The sequence below is a fragment of the Dehalococcoidales bacterium genome (assembly GCA_028716225.1).
Lineage (GTDB): Bacteria > Chloroflexota > Dehalococcoidia > Dehalococcoidales > UBA5760 > UBA5760.
The window spans coordinates 1-4107 of the sequence record JAQUQE010000042.1 but is presented as its reverse complement, the minus strand read 5'-3'; the positions used below and the strand labels follow the sequence as shown (position 1 = coordinate 4107).

6 protein-coding genes are annotated in these 4107 nt (G+C 45.9%); all 6 read right to left on the bottom strand.

What is annotated here, in order from left to right; genetic code table 11:
* Positions 1 to 8 precede the first annotated feature (8 nt).
* A complete protein-coding gene (locus PHI12_12010; protein MDD5511516.1) occupies positions 9 to 263 on the bottom strand; it encodes a hypothetical protein in 255 nt (84 codons plus the stop codon).
* A gap of 10 nt (positions 264 to 273) precedes the next feature.
* On the bottom strand, positions 274 to 738 hold the full coding sequence (locus PHI12_12005) for a hypothetical protein (GenBank protein MDD5511515.1): 465 nt from the start codon (positions 736 to 738) through the stop codon (positions 274 to 276).
* Between the two features lie 15 nt (positions 739 to 753).
* Positions 754 to 951 carry a hypothetical protein gene (locus PHI12_12000; GenBank protein ID MDD5511514.1) on the bottom strand — a complete coding sequence of 66 codons (198 nt, stop codon included), beginning with the start codon at positions 949 to 951 and terminating at the stop codon, positions 754 to 756.
* A gap of 932 nt (positions 952 to 1883) precedes the next feature.
* A complete protein-coding gene (locus PHI12_11995; protein MDD5511513.1) occupies positions 1884 to 2381 on the bottom strand; it encodes a hypothetical protein in 498 nt (165 codons plus the stop codon).
* A 514-nt stretch (positions 2382 to 2895) separates the two neighbouring features.
* On the bottom strand, positions 2896 to 3129 hold the full coding sequence (locus tag PHI12_11990; GenBank protein ID MDD5511512.1) for a hypothetical protein: 234 nt from the start codon (positions 3127 to 3129) through the stop codon (positions 2896 to 2898).
* A 57-nt stretch (positions 3130 to 3186) separates the two neighbouring features.
* A partial coding sequence (locus PHI12_11985; protein ID MDD5511511.1) for a hypothetical protein occupies positions 3187 to 4107 on the bottom strand: 921 nt, incomplete at its 5' end.

Here is a 4107-nt window from a genome sequence, read left to right as displayed (position 1 = left end):
CCCTCCTATCAAGGCTTTTCATGGAACACTAATTTATACGTCCCGCTATCGCCCATCACCATAAAAGCTGGGTACAGCGGTTTGAAGTCCAGCAGCTTTTTAGCTTTCTCCAGGGCAAAGATTTTTTCGGCTATCTGCCTTTGCCTGGTGAAGTCAACTCTGGTACTGGCTGCCGGCTTAACGTTTCCCGGCTCGATCTCTGAATTAAACAAAAAGGCCGGGCCGAAGTTATTCTTCCAGAACTCGGTGTTGTTTTCTAACATATTGAATAATTTAGAAGGTCGGCTTTAAGCCGTGTCTGATCAATAATCGCCTGGCGATTGCCAGGTCTTTGTCCTTTTGTTCATGACTGAAATGCTGCATTAAATAGGGCATATACTTGCCGGCGATCAGAACCATAGCATTGTTGACATCATGGTATTCGTTCCTGGAGGTCAACCATAAATTGCCGATGCCCTCGGCAGCCAGGCAGCTGCTAGTCCTGTCAAATTGCCGGAGGAATTGGATTGTTTTGTATCCTTCAGTGAAATATTCGGCGTAAAAACCATGGATATCGTAGTGGGCTATAAAATCGCAGTGATCTATAAGATGATGATAGAGTGCTTTGCCGAATTTGTCATGCTGGCAGCAACTGGCCAGGAAAGTCTCCCACTGCCGGAGGACTTTCATCTTATCATCGGCGGACATGAACTGAGAATCGTTCATGCGGTAATCAATCTGGGCCGATTGTTCAGGCATAAAAATCACCTCCTCTTACTTTTTAATAACGATCTCTTCCTGGCACAACTTCCTGGCGATCTCGTCTCGAGTACCCTCAACAAAAATGCCGCCGTTAGGTGTACCAACATAGAATCTATTTTTAATGCAACTTTCGATAATAGTAATATGCTCCCCTCTGGCAGCAAGATTAAAGAGACGATCCCAGCACGTCATAAAGTCCCATTCCTTCATGTGAAACCCCTTTGTTTTATTTCCGCCGGTCCTGGCGGATCTGGTCCTGGCATTGTGTCAGGCAACGATAAAAGGTACTAAAAAAAGGGAGTATGCAAAGATACCCCCCTTTTTGCACGCCGTAAAAATACGGCGGTTGAAAATAAAAAGACACCCCAGCGTGTTAAGTATTCGGTTTAACTTAACATACTAAGGTATCAATCTGTTATTCGGCTTTTAGGTTATGTTCGAGAAGTTAAAATAGGCTTGTTGACATAGGTAGTCAACACGATCATTGAAAGTTACGCCGGAATGTTTGTAGCGTCTAGCTTTCCGCCGTTGTAATGCACTTAACGGTAACAAGGCTTGACTAATATCAACGTATAAGTGAACACCGCTTGAAGCTATACGCAACCTAACAAACGGCTTGCAAGTTACACCGCTAACACCGTAACCGTTGATATAGTAACACGGTTGTTGATCGTGGTATATATCACGACTTACACCGCTAAACGTACCATGCAACGGGTAAGTCCTGAAGTTTGTAGCGTGTTCCCGTTTGATTTCGGCTTGCCGTTCGGCTATCAGTTGCCGTCTATCATCGTTTACCCAGTCGGTTATTAGTCGGCTTTCCGTGTTTACATAAAATGAATCATACGGATTATAACAAGGGTGATCGGCGTAATCACACCGCCAGTTATAGGTTGTTACAAGCTCAACACGGTTACCGCCTAGACTAACGGCTTTGATGTTAGGTTGCCAATGACCCTTGCACGGCTTATGTCCGTAAATACAGAAGCCTTGCGACTGGTTGAATAGGGTAACTAGCCGTTGTTGACGTTCCGGCGTAATCCATTTAGGACTACTCACACTTTCACCTCACAATCACACCTAGCTTGAAAGTATCTCATACGCTAACTAATACGGTATAAGATACGCTGGTTTACGTTGGTTTAAGAGTTCGCTTCTACCAGTTCGGCTTCATCGGTAGAATTGACAAGGCTTTCAACGTGGGCAACGGCTTGCCGTTTTTGTTCGGCGATAGCTTCACCCAGTTTAACGCTATCATGTTCGGCTATCGGCTTTCCGGCTTTCATACACGCCTGAATTTCGGAGTTGTATAAATCGGCTTGCTCGGTTGCGACGGTGTGAGCGTGGTCTTGAAGCGTGGCTATGAAGTTTTCACGTAGCATACGTACTGCTTGCGTGATAGGCTTTGCAATCTGAATAACCGGCTTGCCGTTGTCCGAAAATTTAACGCTACCGTCTTTTTGATAAGCCAGTCGGAGCGGACAACCTAACGCTTCACGCTCAATCTGAGTATCTCCGGTTGCGTTTGTCGCAACAAAAAACGGAACTATGACCGTTTCGAGATCAATTCCCCAGCTTTTACGTCCTGCCGTTTTGGTTGACAACGGCTTTAACAGGCTTGCGATGTATCCCTTATTCATAATCTCAATTTACCTCACTTTTAAAATTTGATACTATGCGTATGAGATACTTTCAAGCTAGGTGTGTACTTATAAACGGTTAAGACAAGGGAGCGTTCGGCTATACGCCTATAAGCTCTAATTTTGCCGTGCTGGTGCTAGTTTAAGCCTAAACTGGTTGACCAGTAACCGTTATTTTTTAATGTCCGTCTCAGGCTCGATTTATAGCGTTTCCGGTGTGTTTCCGGTGCTATGCCTAGATATTAACTAGGTGCTACACGCTATTACAATAGTGTTGATATTGAGCCTATTTAAGCATAATAGTTAATCCGTATTTTGTCAAGTGCCAATTTGCTCATGCGTGGTAATACCGCCGGAATATCGCCGGAGTACCGCCGGAAAGCCAAAAATACCAGGGCAACGAAAAACCTACTTTGTTTGATAGATTGAGGGGTATCATTTGTTCATTATGAAGAAACCGGCCCTGGTTGTTTTCCGGGCCGGTAAAGTGGTGAAAAGTGGGGTTTAAGAGGTATTAAGGCAGCTCTGCTATACCTTCTGTTACCTGTTTTACCAGAGCTACCATGAAGGATTTGATCTCGTTTGGGGCTAAAACTCTCTCGATACAGACGCATTTGCCATCTTTTTGAGGCTTATGGACATGCACCTTTAGACTTCCGTCCGGTAAAGAGCCCAGGATTATAGTATCTTTAAATTCGAAAATCCATTTACCTGCGCTTTCATGGCAGATTACTTCAACTGTTTGCATAGTTTCTTCTCCTATTTTATTAAAAATTATCTTTATTTGGATGTTTTTGACCGGTTTTTATTCGTCCTTAACAACAGGGTGCTTTTTCAACGCCTGCTCCCAGGTCTTTAACAGCGGGTGGACAAGATAAATTGAGTGGTCTATCCAGTAGGGATCGTTGTCGTGCGTTTCCCCGGTAAGAACGTTCAATTTTCTCATATAGTCGGAGTTAAGGACCTCCGGGTGGGTATAGTGTCCCATCATGGCGGACCCCATGAAAGTGGCGCCGGTTACCTCCCCGGCCCAGCCGGCGTACTGCGCCCACAGGGACGGAGCGAGTCCGTTAGCCGGCAGAACATAGCTCATAACGGAAGTCACGCAGCGGCGGATCGAGTGCCAGCCGAATCCCTTTTCTATTTTTAGTCCGCTCTTCTTGGCGATCCGCCGGAAGATGAGGGATAAAGCATCGATTCCGTGATTGCCGGACCAGCAGTTATCCAGGATAGGCCGGATAACATCCGGAATTGCGTGTTTGACGGTATCACTGCCATGGACTCCCCGGATGAGGATGGTTGTATCGTCGTAATCCCTTTTTATCATCTGGGCCATGGCTTCGCGGCGGCAGCCGAAAACAGTGGCGATCGCCAGGTAAAACCTTTCAGTATCGGTATAAAGGTGTTGATTGAGTATTATTTGCTCCAGGTCGTCCGGGTTAAGTGTGGGGGTACTGGTCTTTTCTTTTACCTGGGGAACATCATACTTGGTATACGGCCACTCCAATTTATTGCAAACAGCTAAAGCCTTGATCTGGAAAAACTCGGTGCGTTGGGTGTTTTTACTTATTCCGTCTTTCCGGCGCTTCGCGAAGTAGCGATCGACATCGAGTGTAGTAAATGTTTTATTACTGCCGACAAAAGCCAGAAAGCGGCGCCACGTCTCCCGGTAACCTTTTATGCTGGTGGCTGCCTTTTCCCGGGTACCACTCATGCGGGCCTCGGC